Origin of the sequence: Streptomyces sp. MB09-01 (assembly GCF_033794505.1) — a bacterium.
Lineage (GTDB): Bacteria > Actinomycetota > Actinomycetes > Streptomycetales > Streptomycetaceae > Streptomyces.
Map to the genome: position 1 here is coordinate 50,127 of NZ_JARAYQ010000018.1, position 15,176 is coordinate 65,302.

Consider the following 15,176-nt stretch of genomic DNA (forward strand, 5'->3'; position numbering starts at 1 on the left):
CGCCCGCGATCGTCCACCGGCGCATCGAGTTATGGCGGCTCGAAGTAGCTACCCCGGGATCCGGAGTCGAGGCTCCCAAAAGCGCCAAAAAAGGCGGTGGTGTAGGCGGCGCATCTGTTGCCCGCTCAATCCCGCTCGCGGGTGTGCGAGACCGGCTCCTGCGTTTGGGCTGCGCGCAGCCAGCGCCTACACCGTCGTTGCCGTAGGCCGGGGGGATAGGCCAGGTTTTCCTTCTTAGCCCGGCTACGGAGCTGGTGAACTAGGCGTTTTGCACTTCGGCTCGCCTGATCACGAAGGGTTGCTGACGAGCTGACACCCTCGGCGAGCAGCAAGTGAAGCATGCCGGGATCCTCCAGGTCCGGATGGACCTGCGCCAGCAGAGCTACGTCGCGCATCTGGTCGATGATTGGTCTGGAAACTTGCAGGTGAGCGGCCAGCTGATCCTGCTGCTCGCCGCTCTGAGATCGTCGAACGAGCTCGAATGCAGATGTGATGCCCGCCTTCGCTAGCGCCGTCTTGTACGAGGCGAAAATCGAAAGGTCCAGGAAATGTAGTGGCGGAACATTCACTAGCCGCCTGAACCGATCGTTGGAGTGCAAGTCGTCAAAGAAGGGGTCTGTCGCAGCTGCCGTCTTGTCGTCGTCGGTGGCGACGGCGAACTCCAGGTCTTCGAGCGCCTGGTCAAGCCGGAGCCAGCGGGTCTTGCGGCTCTGGCCTGTGAGGCATCCCCAGCAGCCGGCGCGGCGGCGGGCCAGCAGGCAGTCCAGGCAGGCGTGATCATAGGCCAGTCTCGGCGAATAGGGGGCGTGCTCGTGGGGATGTAGCCGTGTCTCATCCGGACCGACTCCATATAGCGCCTCGATGCAGTGCCACAGGTTCTCGGCGAACGGACGCATGTGTTCGGCTCGCTGGCGCAACCGTCTCCCTTCCCACCGCCTCTCGCACAACCGTTTGAGCTCCCAAGCTGATCGCGCTGCTTGTACCAGTGCGCTCGGATTGCTTTCGCCGCTGGCCATACAGCTGTTGAGCCATTGGGTGGCACTGCTATACATGACTCGAATCCGAAGCGGCACCCAGCCCTCCGCCGTGTCTTCGATTTCCCATAGGCCAGCCCTGGCGTATAGCTGATCAATGGCTGTCGCGTATTTCCTGTACTCCTCTTCGTCCGTTTCCTCCTCAGGGATGCGCTGGTAGACCGCCCGCAGGTACTCAAAGCACGCCAGCACGTAACCCGGGTCCTCATCCACGGCCAGGCTCAGCAGCTCCACTCGTTCGTCGACGCTCTGCTCTTCACTGTCGTCGATCAGCGACTTGCTTGTAGCGATGACCTGTAGGGCGAGGCTCCTCCAGTGCCGCGCTCCACACAGATCATCTCGGAGATCCACATGCACCTCGCTGAGCCGCAGCAGGATGAAGGCAGCAACTGCAGTGAGCTTCTGTGCCCGTGCGCGATCTTGGGATCTGGTCCTTGCGGCATCCCCTAGCTCAGCTGGGATCACAGAGAGGCCGAGGTCTGGTCTGCTGACCACAATGCTCTCGACATGGCGGCCGTTACGGATCAGGGTCACTGCGGACCGATCGTCATCTACCAGCGTGACCCGCGCATGCCAGGTGAGGTCCGGTCTGAGAGCGAAGAGTAGACGGGACAACGTGCTTGCGATTTTGCCAGCGGGCAAAGCGCTCAAGTCCTCGCTTGTGATCTTGCTCAGCGGCGTGGTGGCCAGGACAGAGGAAGCCCGGTCCAACTGCTTCGGCGCTTCCGTGCCGAGCCCCTTCATCCTGGCGAGCAGATACTCAGTAGAGGCCGCGCACACTGTGCCATCAGCTCTCTGCACCTCGACCTGAAGCCGCAAACGCTGCCCTAGCGTCGACGACACCACCATGACGCCGATCAAAGCAAGTGCAATGTAAGCCGCCATCAATCGCATGAACTCCGGCAAAGGAGACAAAAGCAAGATGTCGGCCATCACTACTACGAGAGCCAGACCGCCTAGCAGGACAGACCAGTGCCTCCAGTCACGCTGAGGAATGCCGTCCGTCTCATGTTGGCGCTTTGGGGCCGACGTAGACACGACTAGGAACAACATCCCTAGCCCAATCACCGTGATCACGCCAGCGGCCCACCCAATCAGCGGTCCTCCGACAGTGAACGGCTTGAACATGGCATAGACCGGAAGCATCACTGCCACGCCGGAGATCAGGAACAGGCCGAGGTCCCGAGCGAACCGCCATTTCCCAGTTGGCCAAATGACGGCATCGACTCTGACGAACCAGCGGGAGAACAGGCCAGCGAGCGCGTACAGCAAGGCCCATGCCATTGCACTGAACAGCAGCAATTTCCCAACAGGCTCGACCCAGTCTTTGTAAAACCGATCCCAGTTGGACGATGCCGTGGCGTTCGGGCGGCCCTTGAGAATGGCCACCTTTGCGATGCCCGCTGCCGCCTTGGCGTTGGTTCGGTCCAACTCGAGCGCAGCGCGGAACTGGTTCTGAGCATCATCCAAGTCCCCAGAACGGACCAACCTCTGTCCTTCGACGACCGCTTCCGCCGCTTGCTGACGTTGCTCAGCGACACTCTTCAGACCCGCGACAGCGCAGTTCTTCTCCCCGTCACCCACCTGGACGGTCATATACAGCGCCTTAGCGCGATCAAGTGATCCGGCGTTCTGATGCCCCTTCGCCGTCGCGCAGATGGATTCCGCGCCGGCATCGAACGGCGTTGCCAGGGATGCCGCTCGTGCAGGTGCGACCACTGCCAGAGCGATGAGCGAGGCGGCGGCACCGGCTCGCATGCAATGCCTTTCCCACACGCTCATTACCTCAAGAAGACTCGGGCTCGCCGCCCCTGACTTGGCCGACTGTAAGAGCGCCTCCGACGCAACGCACCCGCACGTTGCTGTGACGGAGCCGTCCGGAGCAATACAGGTACTCAGGCAGGTCCCTGATGGAGTAGGCGACCGGGCTGGGCGCCCAGTCGAGCGCCGCCTCGTCTATCCGGTGTCTACCCGACAGCTCGCATAGCCCGGGGCAGCCACTTCCAGAGCGAGCTCCATTTGGCGTGAGGTAACCGGGATCACTAGCCTCGATCTTTCGTGACGGTCCGTCGGTTTCTTCGGCGGGCCGTTTCGGTGATTCGGGCTGTTGGTGGCCAGGCTGATAGCCCGGCTGTCGCGTCGGGTGGGCGCCGGGTTCCACGGCTCCGGTCGGGGTGGTGCTGCTTGCAGGGACGGGAACGCCCTGGTCAGCCGGGGTTCGGGAGAGCTGCCGAGCCGTGCCAGGGCGTCGGTGATCACGTCGGTCCAGGGTCAGTGGCGTGCAATCTCAGGTGCCGGCGGCGGGCGGTCGTGACGATTTGGGCGGCGGCGGAGAAGAACGGGCCACCGCAGGTGGCGGAGGTTGCCGGTCCGGATCGGGCGGGCCGGCGGCCTGCAAGTCGAGCTGTGGCCCACCTGGCTCCGAGCGCGCCTTCGGGGTGCGCTGCCTCGGGGAAACGGGGACCCTGTGTGTGGGGGGGGGCGTGAACGCTTGCTGCGCCGTCCCCGCTGGCCATCAGGCGTTGCGTCCGGCTGACCGGATTTGGGCTGGGCGGCGTAACCGCAGATGCGTTCCCGCCGAGTGGTTGTGAGGCTGGGAGAGTGAGCGACGAGCCCTTGGTGGTGGTCCAACCGCCGGACCGGCGGGGACTTCGTGAGGTCTGGATCCGGGGTGAGCCCGCCGACCATGTTTGGTCGGTGCGTGAACTGCGCCGTCTGCTTGATCGATCCGGGCTCTCCGAAGTAGGCGTCGATGGCGAGGCTGTGGAGTGGCGCGGGGCGGGCAGTGGTGTCTGGCCTGACCGGAGTGCGCTGAGGTATGCAACGGGTGCGGTCCTGGCGGCCGGGATGCTCGGATGCATGGTTCTGCTCATCCAGGTCGGACAGGTGGATGCCTTTGAGTCGCCGAGCTTCGCCAGCCGGATTACTGGAATCCTGTTCATGGTGGCGGGCGGGGTGCAGGGCTTCTCGGCACTCGCGGTACTCGACTTCGCGGGCAAGCGTCAGTGGCCCTACTCCGGAGTTGCCGTCCTGGCCGGGCTGCTCATCGCGCTGGCCAGCAACTCACTGTTCCTGGTGATGTGGTTTCAGGAGAGGGAGTACGGGACCCCGCTCCTGCCTGCGTTCGCGGCACTGTGGGCCTGGTCGGTGTGGGCGCTTTGGTTTCTCCTTTACGAGAGGACATGGAGGGATATTCCTCACCCCCAGGGGTTCGCGATCGGGTTCATCGTGACCACGGCGCTCACCGCCGCGAATCTGGCTCACTCTTCCTGGTTCCAGCCGTCCGTCGCGGGAGTTTCCGTCCAGGCGAGCACGAGATTCGGCAAAGCGTACCTTGATGAGGATGCGGTCTACTTGCCGCTGACGATCAAAGTGAAGAATGGCGGGAACGTTCCGGCCTATATCCTGGGCAGCGTGTTCTGGGTGATGGGTCAGAAATTTGGGCCTGTCAGAGCTGACTCCACAGAGAAGGCGTGGAAGGATGACCTTGAGGCTTATAGAGATGTCGACCTCTTCGCCAAGCCGCCTGTCAATACTATGATCGTTGCCGGGGAACTCCTTGGGGCGGGCGGCTATATCAACCCTGGAGGTGAGTTCGTCTCGCATAGGCTGATCCAGCTCCCTCGGTTGCCCCACTTCGACAGGATTACCACTCGCGCGGAGGTCCTCACTCTGAGGAAGGACCAGGCCAGGATCCCGTCTGGGCTCGAAGAGAACGGTTTCTCATGGAATCCGAAAGAGGGGGATCCAGAGAAGTGCGAGAAACCTCCGTGCGGGGGAAGTGTCAGGTATATCGGAGAAATTGAGCACAGCAACAACATCATCAACGTAACCCGCAAGCAGCGCTACCTGAATTCTTCATGGCGCATGGAGGACGGCTGGAACAACTCCCACATCCAAGCGGGGGTAAGACCGCGGAATTCGGCGGGGATGCTGTCAGTCGACTGGGAAGGTCTGGGCCACTATGGCATCGAGAGGATCACTGGTGAAGATGACACGATCGTCGTTCGATTTCTGACGAATCCCCCGAAAGAGAAGTAACTAGCAGCGCCGCCGATATCGCCTTATCCAGACCGGACTTGCGGACCGTCTCGACCAGCAGCACCGCACCGGCCTGGGACACCACCCCGCCACCACCGCCCCGCACGCGAACAGACGGGTACGACCCGATGCGCCTCTTCACGTGAGGAGTGCAGCTTTCATGACGACGACGGGACTCTAGACAAGTCCCATCGTCCCAGGTCAGCGGCACTCCTCACCTTTTTGATCACACCCCACTCGTGAAAGCCCGAGGCTAGATGGGCTCGTCACGGCGTGGCCAGGAGCGTCGTCGGAGGTCCACCGGGTCAACCTTCGGTTGGTGCCCGGGCGATAGCGGTCCGGAACGTGCGGTTCATCCCGTGTGGCGAGCAGGCGACCTCATCGGCAGATGAATTTGGTCGCATGAACTTGCGGGTGTTCCCCGAATTCCGGCCCAATGGCCCTCGGGTTCGTCACCGAAGTGCGCCCGGATTCGAAGAACCCGTCGGTTTCACGTCGCGAGCGGCTACTCCGCCCGCTACGGTGCCTCCCATCCCGGCGACCTGGTGCGTCGGGCAGCGGAGCGCGGGATCGGAACACTCGCGCTGACCGACCGTGACACCGTGACCGGCGCCGTCCGGTTCGCGAAGGCGGCCACGGACGCCGGGATCCGTCCCCTCTTCGGCGTCGATGTCGCCGTCGCCCCCCGCTCACCGGTTCCCCTCAAGTCCACGGCCCGCCCCCGTAGCCCGGCGCGCGGTGGCGTGCATGTGGTGGAGCCGCCGCTGCGGGTCACGCTGCTGGCGCGGAGCGCCACAGGGTGGGGGCGGCTGTGCCGTCTGCTGTCGGCCGCGCACGCTGCGGCTGCGGGCGGCCCGCCGGTGGTGTCGTGGGAGACGCTCGCCCGGTACGCGGACGAGGGCCTGCTGGTTCTGCTCGGGCCGGTATCGGAGCCGGTGCGCGCACTGTCGGCCGGACGTCCGGACCTGGCCGAGCAACTGCTGGCGCCGTGGCGTGAGGTGGCCGGCGGGAACCTGAGGCTGGAGACGGTGTGGTGGGGTGTGGCCGGTACGGGACCGGGCTCGCTGCGGCTGGCCGCGCGCACACTCGGCCTTGCCGACCAGCTGGGCATCCGCGCGGTGCTGACCAACGCGGTCCGCTACGCCGACCCTGCCCAGCGCCGCATCGCCGACGTGCTCGATGCCGCCCGGCTGCTGCGGCCGATCGACCGCCGCCGGCTGGACTGCGGCGAGCGCTGGCTGAAGGACCCCGCCACCATGGCGTCGGCCGCCGAGCGGATCGCGGAGGCGTCCGGCGGCGGCCCGGGCCGCGCGGCCGCGCTGCTCGCGGAGACCCTGCTCTCTGGTGAGGAGTGTGTGGTCGATCCGGTGACCGACCTGGGGCTGGGCCGGCCGCACTTCCCCGAGCCGGAAGTGGTGGGTGCCGAGCCGGGGCCGGGCGGCGCGTTGCGGCTGCTGCGTCAGCGGTGCGAGGCGGGCATGTTCGCGCGCGGCCTGGACGGAGACCGGCGGGCGGTCGAGCAGCTGGAGTACGAGCTCAAGGTGATCTGCAAGCTGGAGTACGAGGCGTACTTCCTGGCGGTCGCCCAGGTCGTCGCCGACGTCCGCGCGATGGGCATCCGGGTCGCGGCCCGCGGGTCGGGCGCCGGCTCGATGGTCAACCACGCCCTGTTCGTGGCCACCGCGAACCCGCTCGACCACGACCTGCTCTTCGAACGCTTCCTGTCGGTGCGCAGGTCGTCGCTGCCGGACATCGACGTCGATGTGGAGTCCGCGCGCCGGCTGGAGGTCTACGACCGGATCATCGAGCGGTTCGGGCTCGAGCGGGTCGCGGTGACCGGGATGCCGGAGACGTACCGGGCCCGGCACGCCCTCAGGGACACCGGCCTCGCCCTCGGTATCGCGCCCCAGGTCGTCGACCGGATCGCGAAGTCGTTCCCGCACATCTGGGCCTGCGACATCCGCGACGCGCTCACCACGCTCCCGGAGCTGAAGCAGCTCGCCGCCGACGCAGACTCGTTCGGTCCGCTGTGGGAACTCGCCGCGGCCCTGGACGCGCTGCCGCGGGGGATCGCGATGCATCCGTGCGGGGTGATCCTGTCCGACTCGACGCTGCTGGACAGGTTGCCGGTGCAGCCGACCCCGGGCGGCCAGTACCCGATGGTGCAGGCCGACAAGGAGGACGTCGAGGACCTCGGCCTGCTCAAGCTCGACGTCCTCGGCGTGCGGATGCAGTCCGCGATGGCGCACGCCGTCAAGGAGATCCGCCGGACCTCTGGCCGGCAGATCGACCTCGACAACCCCGACCACGTCCCCCTCGGCGACCCCGGCGCCTTCGACCTCATCCGCAAGAGCGACACCATCGGGATGTTCCAGCTGGAGTCACCCGGCCAGCAGGACCTGGTCGGCCGGCTCCAACCGCGCGATGTCCAGGACGTCATCGCCGACATCAGCCTCTTCCGGCCCGGGCCGGTCAAGGGCGGCATGCCCGCCCTCTACATCGCAGCCCGCCACGGCGCCGCCCCCCAATACCCGCACCCCAACCTGATCCCGGTCTTGTCCTCGACCTACGGGGTCACGATCTGGCACGAACAGATCATCGACATGTTCGCCGTCCTGACCGGATGCGACCGCGCTCTCGCCGAGGTCGCCCGCCGTACGCTCGCCGACAAGGAACGCCTGCCGCAGGTAGAGGCCTGGTTCAAGCGCGAGGCCAGCGGCCGCGGCTACACCCCCGCCGTCCTCAACGACGTCTGGGAGATCATCAAGGGCTTCGGCGCGTACGGCTTCTGCCGCGCCCACGCCGTCGCGTTCGCCGTGCCGGCCCTGCAGTCGGCGTGGCTCAAGGCCCATCACCCTGCCGCCCTGTACGCGGGCCTGCTGGAACACGACCCCGGCATGTGGCCGCCACGGGTCATCGTCTCCGACGCCCGCCGCCACCACGTGCCCATCCTGAACGTCGACATCAACCGCTCCGCCGCCGACTACCGCATCGAGCAGACGCAGGGCGGGGTGTGGGGGGTGCGGCTGTCGATGTCGTCGGTGAAGGGGATCAGCGAGGACCAGGTCGCCCGGATCACGGCCGGGCAGCCCTACAACAGCCTCCAGGACTTCTGGCAGCGCGCCCGCCCCGCCCTGCCCATCGCCGAACGCCTCATCCAGATCGGTGCCCTCGACCCGCTGCGCGGACCCCTCACCCGACGCGACCTCCTCCTCCAGACCGCCGAGCTCCACGCCCACACCCGCGCCCGGCCCGCCGACGGCCAGCTCCCCCTCGGCGGGGAACTCGTCACCGCCGAACCGTCCGGCCTGCCGGAGATGACCAGCCGCGAAGCCCTGAAGGCGGAGATCGACGTGCTGAAGATCGACGTGTCCGAGCACCTGATGACCCACCACCACCGGCTGCTGCGCGAGATCGGCGCCACCGACGCCGCCCACCTCAAAACCATGCACCCCGGGCAAAAGGTCCTGGTCGCGGGCGTGCGCGCCTCCACCCAGACCCCACCCATCCCGTCGGGCAAGCGCGTCATCTTCGTGACCCTGGAGGACGGCTTCGGGCTCGTCGACATCGCGTTCTTCGAAGCCGTCGCCGAGGGGATAACCCCGCGCGTGCAGGCGATCAAGCCGGACGCCGCGCACCTCGACATCACCGGCGCGCTCCGCTACTGGCAACGCACTCCGGAACAGGTGGCTGCCCTCCTCAGGCTGCGCACGATGGCCCTGCACGGTGTGCAGACGACATGCGCCATCGCCCCGAACCGGATGCTGGCCACAATGGCCGCTGCGGTTACCCCGCCCGGCAGGACCACCGTGATCGACGCCGACGGCGTCGAGCAGTGGCTGGGGCCGCGCCCGGTCGCGGCCCTCTACGGCGTCGGCCCGGCGACCGCCGGCAAGCTGCACACTTACGGCCTGCACACCATCGGCGACGTCGCCGAGACCCCCATGCCGACCCTCGTCCGGCTCTTCGGCGCCGCCGCCGGCCGCGCCCTGCACGCCCACGCCCACGGCCAGGACCCGCGCACCGTCCAGGCACAGCCGATCGCAAAGTCCCTGGCCGCCGACCGGGCCTTCGAGCACGACGTCCTGGACCCGGCCGAACACCGCCGAACGCTGCTCGATCTGGCCGAAGAGGTCGCCGCCCGCCTGCGCGACGGACAGCAAGCCGCGGGCGGACTGGCCCTGTCCGTCCGCTACGCCGACCGCAGCACCAGCACCCGCAGCCAAACCCTCACCGAAGCCACCGCCCACACCAGGCCGATCGCCACCACCGCCTACGACCTCTACGACCTGCTCGCCCTCCAACGCGCCCGCGTCCGCACCATCAGCCTGCGCGCACACGACCTACGACCGGCGAGCGAAGCCACCCAGCAACTCACCCTCGACCCCGGCGACGACCGCGCCCTGGCCATCGAAGCGGTCACCGACCGAGCCCGCGCCCGCTACGGCCCCGGCACCATCCGACCCGCCACCCTCGCCACCAGCGCCAAACAGGACAGGGCGAATACCCCATTGCGCATCCGAAGCAGGAGTCGCTGATGCGGACCTATCCGATAAGGCCGAGCCAGTAGCAGTACGCCGAGGCGAAGGGTTCGTCGCCACCATCGCCTTCGCGACGGACCCTCTCCATCAACCACTCACAGGTCTGACGGGCCGCCTCGACAACGCTATCGGGGTAGCCGTAGCGCATCCGCCGTTCGGCGAACTGATCCTCGTCCTCGACATGGGCCTCGCCACCCCGAGGCCGCACGACATCGAGATCGAGATCCACCATGCTCACGACGGTCCCGTCCGCATTCCAATCGGGAACCGTGCACACGTCGCAATACACCTCCGGCCCCGGATCCGCACAGAACGTGGCCGTCCACCACCCACCGCGCGGGACCAACACCACGTACGCAAACCGGCTCGACTCCTCGCCCGTCGACGAACTGACGGGAACACCCTGCGCCGTGCCCAACCACACGCCGTGCTCGTCCTCACCCAGCCGGACAGCAGTCCACCGCGCGCTCAGACTGCCGTCGTACTTCCGGACGTCGACCAGCACGGAAGCGCTCTCCTCGACCATCCCAAGACGCTAACCCGACAGCGTCGGCCAAAGTGCCCGCGCCACAACCGCCCGACGAGCGAAAGCTCGCCGTCGGCGCGGTCGGGGTCGGGGTCGGCGAAGGGCCAGGCGGACCTGCACCCCGCCCGTGCTCTCCCTGACCGCCGGCGACACCGAGCGGTCCAGCCTGCTCGCCTACATCAACGGACTGCGGTTCATCGAGATCGAGCCCTCCGACACCGCCGCCGCCCCTGGCCGCCACCGAACTCCTGCGCGCCGGGGGCCCTTGGGCGGCAGTCCACGCCATTCATGCCGTGCCCCTCGGCAGACTTCCCCGGCCGGCCGCTACCTGCTCCCCTGGAACCCGACCTGTACGAGGGAACCGGTGTCCAGGCTGGACCACCTCACCCCGGTGAGCCGCCCGAGCACGGCGCGGTCCAGGCTGCCACGCGAAAAGTCCCACGGACCGTGCCGTCGGCCATCGCATGCCGCTGTGCCGCCCTGACGCGAACAGGCGCTACTCGACTCCTGACCGAGCGATAGCAGTGCCAGCACGCCCAACTGGTTCGGCGAGCAGCCGGATAGGCCAGCACGGGTAGCTCGGCGCTGACCCGGCGTCGGATGTCGGCCGCGCGCCAACGCCGGCGCCGCAGTGTCGGAGCACCAGACGGCAGCGCTGGGGCACGCGCGGCGCACAGTGGTGACGCGGTGCGCTCCCTGCGATCCAGTCAGGCTGGGGACTCTATGTGAAGCACCTGTCGCTTTGGGTAGTCGCACTGACAGGGTGGGCGTCGATGTGTAGGCGTGCCCGGGGCTTCCGGCTACAGGGGGCTGGGGCCGACCGTGCGGCGCCTGCCGCTCTCCGGTAGAAACCGACCGAAGGAGTCAGTACATGCACGTTCCCAGGATCCTCGCGCTCGTCAGTGCAACCGTGGCCCTGACGGCGGCGTTGGCCGGTGTCACCCCCGCCCAGGCCCGGCCCGCGCCGGCCAAAACCGGTTCGGCCGTCACCGCCCCCCGGGACCAGATCCAGTGCCCCCGCGGATTTGTGTGCATCTACCCCGAGATCCACTTCGAGGGCCAGCCCTACGTCAAACGCGCCACTGACGGCTCGGTCCGGCACCTGCCGGACTACATCCGCGGCAAGGGCAGCTCGGTCATCAACAACAGCAGCCGCACCGCGAGGGTCTACCAAAAGGACAACTACTTCGGCCGGCACGTGTGCGTCGGGGCCGACGGCGGCACCATCGCAGACCTGCGCTCCTACCAGCTCAACGACACCACCCACTCCCTGAAGAACAACACCACACCCTGCGGCGCGTAAGGAGGCGCAGGAGACCAAACGCACGACGCTCTCCCAGAGCACTCTGGGGGGCAGTACCACCGAGCTGTCCCGCCCCGCACCGACTGTCGAGCTGTTCACACAGCTGGTCGGCCAGCGCCCGAGGCCAGCTGATGCTTCCCGGCTTGAAACCCAGCGCTCTGGTCTTGAATGTGAGTGGTCACAGGGCAAGGCTGCGGAACCGGAGGCTGTACGGGGGCGCGGGCGCGATATCGTGGGGTCTTCTTATCTGCGGTTTGTGATCTGGCAGGAGTACCCGCGTGCCCGAGGACCCCATCGCCCACAGCGAGCTCGCTGCCCTGACCCGGCGCTTCGAAGAGACCTCGGCTCAGGACTCCCGCGAGTTCGGGATCATCAAGTCCGACCTCACCGCAGTGCGCCTGCAGGTCGGGAACCTGGACCAGAAGGTCGAGAACCTCAGCGGCCACATGACCCAGCGCCTGGACGGTCTGGAGCGGAAGATCGACGGCTTCATCGACGAGCAGCGCACGGTCAACGCGACCATGGTCGAGCTGCTGTCCTCGCTCGTGGGCAAGAGCACCGACACCCAGTGACCTTACGGCCCTGCGGCTGAACAACCAGCAGGGGTGAAATCGGGGCCCGGACCATATGAGGTCCGGGCCCCGATCCGTGTCGGTCCGGACCCACGAAACCTCCGCCTCGGCGCCGCAATGAGGCCGCGGCTATCGGCCGGTACGGGCACGGCGGGTCTGGACGAGGTGCTGCCAACGGCCACGGACAGCGTCAGGGCTGCCGATCCACTACGTGGTGGTGGGAGCGGGCAGGGGCAGGCCGCCCATGAAGTGGGCTATGTCGGTGAAGTAGACGAAGTCGCCGGTCGCGGTGAGTTCACGCAGGCGGCCGATGGCGGCGGCCAGCTCCTGGTCCTCCTCGCGCACGGCGTGGTGGAAGGCGACGGCGAGCTCGACGAACCGGTGGAGGAAAGGCAGCCCCGCGCCCGTGGTGCCTGTGTTCAGGCTCCGGGCCCGGTCGATGATGCCGTCGCTTCTGGCGTCCTTGATCAGGGCGACGGCCTGGGCCAAGAGAGCGTTGGACCGCTGGTCAAGGCCCTCGAGGAGCTGGTGGGCGAGGGAGAGCTCGGCGCCGGCCCGGTCCGGGTCGGCGAAGGACAGCGCGACGGCCAGGCGGACCTGCATCATCGCGCGCTCGCCGGCGGCACCGTGTTCTTCGGCTTCGGCGCGGCTGGCTTCGAACGCGGCGACGGCCTGGTCAGTGTTGGCGTGGGACCAGTGGATGTCGCCGAGGACACGGTGGTGCCGGCCCTTTCAACCCAAGCTGGGCACTGCGGCCAAGGCCGTGGGAAAGTCTCCGGCCAGCCTCGACAAGTTCGCCAGGCCCCGGCGGGCCTTGAAGGAGCTGGACTCCGCCAGCCCCGACTCCGAGCGCCTCAAGAAGCTGATCAGCGAGGACGAGGCGAGGGCCCTGATGGTCCTCCTCGGACTGCTTGACGATGACGAGCAGCCCGAAGAGGTCCGTCATGCGGCCGGGGAGAGGCGCTTTCGCCTCGGGTCCCGTCTGGCCGTGCCCCTGTAAAAGGGGTGTACCTACTTCGTGGTGTCGAACGGGACGGTCTCGTAGGTGACGGTGGCGCCGGGGCAGTCTTCGGCAATGCCCAGGAGCGCCTCGCGGTCGTCGGCGGTCAGGGACCAGCGGAGCTTGGTCCCTCTTGCAGCAGTACGGGCCGTCGCCCGGGAGGGGCGACGGCCCGTGCGCGTGCCGGTCAGCGGTGGTGGCCGCATGGGCCAGCTACGGGTGGGGCATCTCGCGCAGGCTCACTGGCACAGAGCCCGGCCTGCGCGTGGAGGCTAGCGGCGGCGTCCCCAGGTCTCGGTGTCGACCGTGCGGCCGCGGTCATCGCGCAGCGTGGCGGTGTCGCCGTGGTTGTCCCAGACGTAGTCGCGGCGGTCCTGGAAGAGATCGGTGCGGGTGTCGCGGCCGTTGCCGGTGTGGATGCGGATGGTGGCGCGGCCGCCGATGCGGACGTTGTCGAAGCGGTAGCGGTTGCCGTCGCCATCGCGCAGGGTCCAGCCGCGGAGGTTGATGGCGTCGCGGGTGGTGTTGGTGATCTCCACCCATTCCGCGTTCAGGGACCGGTTGGAGCGGTCGTCACGTCCGGGGCTGTCGGCCTGGACCCGGCTGATCTCCACCCGCGGGTGCCGCTGGTGGTGACGGTCGCCGTCGTGCGCGGCCGCCGGCAGCGCGGCGGCGGAGACGATGGCGCCGGCGGCCAGGACGGTGGCGGCGATACGGCGTACGGAGGAAGAAGCAGAAGACATGGGTGGCGCTCCCTCAAGAACAGCGCCTCACCAGCCGAAACAGGCGGCAGAGGCACTTTCGGAGACGGCCCGAAGTGAGCCGAGGGCCACACTCTCGACCCGACACGACCCCCGGCGCAGCCCCCGCCGACGCCGGTTACCAGACGTGGACATATCCGTCACAGTCGCCTGCTGGATGCACGCATTTCGTCCGAACATGCCCCTGACATTCACTGACCGCTACACGCAACCGTCCCCCGAACCGGACATGAGGGTCGGCGTGCTCCGGCGCACCACCGGGCGCACTCCTTCCCCGCCTCACCCGCCCGGACCAGTGGATCAAGTAACAGCCGTTCTGCGGAATTCTTCGCACGCAAGTCCGTGATCCGCACATACTTCCCGCCCTGCGGCAGGCCTCCCAGCCCTCGCCCGGAACCGCGGAAGCCTGACGTCATCCGGGTGGTGTCATCTGTCCTGTGCGGTCAGAAGGAGCACCAGGGCCTTGGAGCGGGTGGTCCCGAGCCCGGTGGCCACCGCCTCGGTGGACACGCCGCCGTCACACAGCGCACCGGCCGCCTCCCGCCCGACGCGGGCGGCGATCCGCTCCAACACGCCCGCGGCGCGCAGCGCGGCCAGCGGCGCGTCCTCGGCCGTGGCGGTCAGCTGCTCGGTGATCTCGACCAGGAGGGCGGCGAGCGGCTCGGGCAGCGGTACCGCCTTGTCGCGGACGAGGGACAGGTGCGCGTTCCAGTCCGCGAGCGGTCCGGTCAGGTCGACGTCCGCCTCGTACAGCGGCCGGTCGTCGATCGCATCCCAGTCCAGCGGGTATTCGGCGGCACCACGCCATCCGCACGCGCACACCGCCCTGAGCGCCTCGGCGCGTGGCCGGCGGTGCCGGCCGTCGTAGGCCGACCAGTGCGTCGTAGAGGGCACGTTGGGGCCGCTCGCGACGTCGAAATACACCGGTCCCGGCTCACCTCCGCCGACAAGGACACCCGCCGCGCCCGCGTGCGCGTCCCCGAACTCCACCGTCCACCAGTCCCACTCCACCAGCACACCGCCCTCCGACGCGTTCCCGCCTGCCACCCTGCCCCGGTCGCGCTGCCGCCGACACCCCCGCCGGCCCAACAGCGCACGTCGTTGGACCCGCCTAAGCATGCTGACGCTCACGGGCAGCTGGGGAGCACGGCAAAGGGCCGCCACCTGTCGAGGCGGCGGCCCTCATCTCCGACGTCCTACGGGGCGGGTGTGAACTCCACGTCGGTGCCGCCGCAGCCGGCTGCGATGTCCAGCAGCCGGTCCCGCTCCGCCTCGTCGACCGCGAGGCCCCAGCGGAGTTTGGTCGCGGTCCACTCGGCGCCGTACCGGCACAGCGCGTCCGGAGCCGGCGGCAGCCACTCCGCCGGGTCCTGGTCCGCCTTCGGCCGGTTCGAACGA

The 15,176-nt window shown here is 67.9% G+C and carries 11 protein-coding genes and 3 pseudogenes; 6 read left to right on the plus strand and 8 right to left on the minus strand.

Annotated elements, in window-relative coordinates:
* Nucleotides 1-125 precede the first annotated feature (125 nt).
* Nucleotides 126-2,753 (minus strand): DUF4332 domain-containing protein, encoded by a 2,628-nt coding sequence (locus PV721_RS06440; protein WP_319721848.1) that lies wholly within the window; start codon nucleotides 2,751-2,753, stop codon nucleotides 126-128.
* An 882-nt stretch (nucleotides 2,754-3,635) separates the two neighbouring features.
* On the opposite strand from PV721_RS06440, the gene PV721_RS06445 reads away from it, so the two are divergent.
* Complete coding sequence (locus PV721_RS06445; protein WP_319721849.1) at nucleotides 3,636-5,075, plus strand: hypothetical protein; 1,440 nt, start codon at nucleotides 3,636-3,638, stop codon at nucleotides 5,073-5,075.
* Between the two features lie 4 nt (nucleotides 5,076-5,079).
* On the opposite strand, the pseudogene PV721_RS06450 reads toward PV721_RS06445, so the two are convergent.
* Nucleotides 5,080-5,217, minus strand: a pseudogene (locus PV721_RS06450) (IS1380 family transposase); the annotation flags it as partial.
* Nucleotides 5,218-5,545: 328 nt separating this feature from the next.
* Here PV721_RS06450 and dnaE point away from each other — a divergent pair.
* Together dnaE and PV721_RS06460 are read left to right on the plus strand one after the other, a co-directional pair.
* Nucleotides 5,546-8,884, plus strand: a pseudogene (gene dnaE, locus PV721_RS06455) (DNA polymerase III subunit alpha); the annotation flags it as partial.
* Nucleotides 8,885-9,613 carry a DNA polymerase Y family protein gene (locus tag PV721_RS06460; RefSeq protein ID WP_416371039.1) on the plus strand — a complete coding sequence of 243 codons (729 nt, stop codon included), beginning with the start codon at nucleotides 8,885-8,887 and terminating at the stop codon, nucleotides 9,611-9,613.
* A gap of 7 nt (nucleotides 9,614-9,620) precedes the next feature.
* On the opposite strand, the gene PV721_RS06465 is transcribed toward PV721_RS06460, so the two are convergent.
* The gene (locus PV721_RS06465; protein WP_319721850.1) at nucleotides 9,621-10,142 is read right to left on the minus strand and encodes a DUF402 domain-containing protein; all 522 of its coding nucleotides are present in this window, start codon (nucleotides 10,140-10,142) and stop codon (nucleotides 9,621-9,623) included.
* Between the two features lie 871 nt (nucleotides 10,143-11,013).
* Between PV721_RS06465 and PV721_RS06470 the strand changes: the two genes are divergently transcribed.
* Both PV721_RS06470 and PV721_RS06475 read left to right on the plus strand, forming a co-directional pair.
* Entirely contained in the window at nucleotides 11,014-11,445 is a 432-nt protein-coding gene (locus tag PV721_RS06470; protein WP_319721851.1) for a peptidase inhibitor family I36 protein, read from the plus strand.
* Nucleotides 11,446-11,723: 278 nt separating this feature from the next.
* Nucleotides 11,724-12,017, plus strand: coding sequence for a hypothetical protein (locus PV721_RS06475; protein ID WP_319721852.1), 294 nt, complete (start codon nucleotides 11,724-11,726; stop codon nucleotides 12,015-12,017).
* 207 nt (nucleotides 12,018-12,224) lie between these two features.
* Here the strand turns inward: PV721_RS06475 and PV721_RS06480 are convergent, their stop codons facing one another.
* Nucleotides 12,225-12,623: a hypothetical protein gene (locus tag PV721_RS06480; protein WP_319721853.1), complete on the minus strand. Its 399-nt coding sequence runs from the start codon at nucleotides 12,621-12,623 to the stop codon at nucleotides 12,225-12,227.
* A gap of 157 nt (nucleotides 12,624-12,780) precedes the next feature.
* Here PV721_RS06480 and PV721_RS06485 point away from each other — a divergent pair, with 157 nt between their 5' ends.
* Complete coding sequence (locus tag PV721_RS06485; protein WP_319721854.1) at nucleotides 12,781-13,017, plus strand: hypothetical protein; 237 nt, start codon at nucleotides 12,781-12,783, stop codon at nucleotides 13,015-13,017.
* Nucleotides 13,018-13,028: 11 nt separating this feature from the next.
* Here the strand turns inward: PV721_RS06485 and PV721_RS06490 are convergent, their stop codons facing one another.
* From PV721_RS06490 to PV721_RS06505, 4 genes and pseudogenes are all read right to left on the minus strand, one after another.
* Nucleotides 13,029-13,223 (minus strand): hypothetical protein, encoded by a 195-nt coding sequence (locus tag PV721_RS06490; RefSeq protein ID WP_319721855.1) that lies wholly within the window; start codon nucleotides 13,221-13,223, stop codon nucleotides 13,029-13,031.
* A gap of 66 nt (nucleotides 13,224-13,289) precedes the next feature.
* Nucleotides 13,290-13,760, minus strand: coding sequence for a lamin tail domain-containing protein (locus PV721_RS06495; RefSeq protein WP_319721856.1), 471 nt, complete (start codon nucleotides 13,758-13,760; stop codon nucleotides 13,290-13,292).
* A 444-nt stretch (nucleotides 13,761-14,204) separates the two neighbouring features.
* Nucleotides 14,205-14,825 carry a hypothetical protein gene (locus PV721_RS06500; RefSeq protein ID WP_319721857.1) on the minus strand — a complete coding sequence of 207 codons (621 nt, stop codon included), beginning with the start codon at nucleotides 14,823-14,825 and terminating at the stop codon, nucleotides 14,205-14,207.
* Between the two features lie 149 nt (nucleotides 14,826-14,974).
* A pseudogene (locus PV721_RS06505) lies at nucleotides 14,975-15,176 on the minus strand (HNH endonuclease); the annotation flags it as partial.

Bases quoted from the DNA above. Each gene is read 5' to 3' on its own strand.
- PV721_RS06465 (WP_319721850.1), bottom strand. From the start codon at position 10,142: ATGGTCGAGGAGAGCGCTTCCGTGCTGGTCGACGTCCGGAAGTACGAC.
- PV721_RS06470 (WP_319721851.1), top strand. From the start codon at position 11,014: ATGCACGTTCCCAGGATCCTCGCGCTCGTCAGTGCAACCGTGGCCCTG.
- PV721_RS06480 (WP_319721853.1), bottom strand. From the start codon at position 12,623: ATGATGCAGGTCCGCCTGGCCGTCGCGCTGTCCTTCGCCGACCCGGAC.
- PV721_RS06490 (WP_319721855.1), bottom strand. From the start codon at position 13,223: ATGCGGCCACCACCGCTGACCGGCACGCGCACGGGCCGTCGCCCCTCC.
- PV721_RS06495 (WP_319721856.1), bottom strand. From the start codon at position 13,760: ATGTCTTCTGCTTCTTCCTCCGTACGCCGTATCGCCGCCACCGTCCTG.